The sequence below is a fragment of the Caballeronia sp. ATUFL_F2_KS9A genome (genome assembly GCF_023630765.1).
GTDB classification, from domain to species: Bacteria; Pseudomonadota; Gammaproteobacteria; order Burkholderiales; family Burkholderiaceae; genus Caballeronia; species Caballeronia zhejiangensis.
In genome coordinates this window covers 1-1,061 of sequence record NZ_JALQEK010000038.1, presented here as the reverse complement: position 1 = coordinate 1,061, position 1,061 = coordinate 1, and the positions used below count along the sequence as shown (strand labels likewise).

The following is a 1,061-nucleotide window of genomic DNA, read 5'->3' as shown; positions in this document are numbered from 1 at the left end:
GGCAGGCAGAACTACTATCTCAAGGTGCGAGGCGCACCGCCGAGCGATGGCCTCTCGATCATCTCCGTCAAGGCGATCGAACGGCTAGGCAGTCCGTATCACATCACGATTGAACTGACCGCCAAGGTGGAACTGGCGCGCGCCGACTATCTCGGGCACAACGCGACGTTCAGCATCGAGCCGTTACCCGGCGACGGCACGCCGCGCGAGTGGAACGGCAACATCACGCGCTTCACACGAACTCGCAAGACGCGCGACTTCTGCGCGTATCGCGTCGTGGTCGAATCGCCGCTGGCTCGACTGCGCATCACCAAGCGCTCGCGCATCTATCAGAACAAGACCGTGCCCGAGATCATCGAGGCGATCTTGCGCGATCACGATTTCCTCACGCATCAGTTCGCGTTCAAGCTGCGGCGCAAGTTTCCGAAGCTCGTCTTTCACATGCAGCACCAGCTATCGGACTGGGCGTTCATCCATCTGTTGATGCGGCAGGCGGGGCTGTTCTGTTACTCGCGCCCCGGCGATTTCGGCGATCAGGTCATCTTCGCCGATGACATCGATGGATACGACTATTCGCTGCGGGCGAACGTGCTCTATCGCGAGACTTCAGGGCTGGAAACGGGCCACGAAGCGGTCTTGTCATTGCAGCAGCAGAGCGTGACCGTCGCGCAGTCGATCCGCGTTCGCGACTACAACCCCCTGCGTTCATGGGAGCCGATCGAAGCGCAAGTCAATCTCGCGCGCGACGATAAAACCACCTACGGACAGTCCTATACGTGGGGCAGCCGCCATCTCGACGCCGACGCCGCCAAGTTCGAAGCGCAACTGCGGCACGAAGAAGCGCTGTCCGGACAGATCCGTTTTGACGGCAAGAGCACGGTGTCGGCGTTCTGTCCGGGGCTGGTGGTGCGGCTCGACGAGAAGCTGCCCGATGCGCCGCATGGCATGGTGCTGTCCGAAGTGATCCACGAAGCCGGACGCGACAAGTCGTATCACAACACGTTCCGGGCCATTCCTGCCGAGCGCCCCTACCGGATTCCGATGCAGGAGCACTCGTGGCC

The 1,061-nt window shown here is 61.6% G+C and carries 1 protein-coding gene; it reads left to right on the top strand.

Features of this window, described 5'->3' with window-relative positions:
* A partial coding sequence (locus tag NCS67_RS25050) for a type VI secretion system Vgr family protein (RefSeq protein ID WP_250437077.1) occupies positions 1-1,061 on the top strand: 1,061 nt, incomplete at both ends.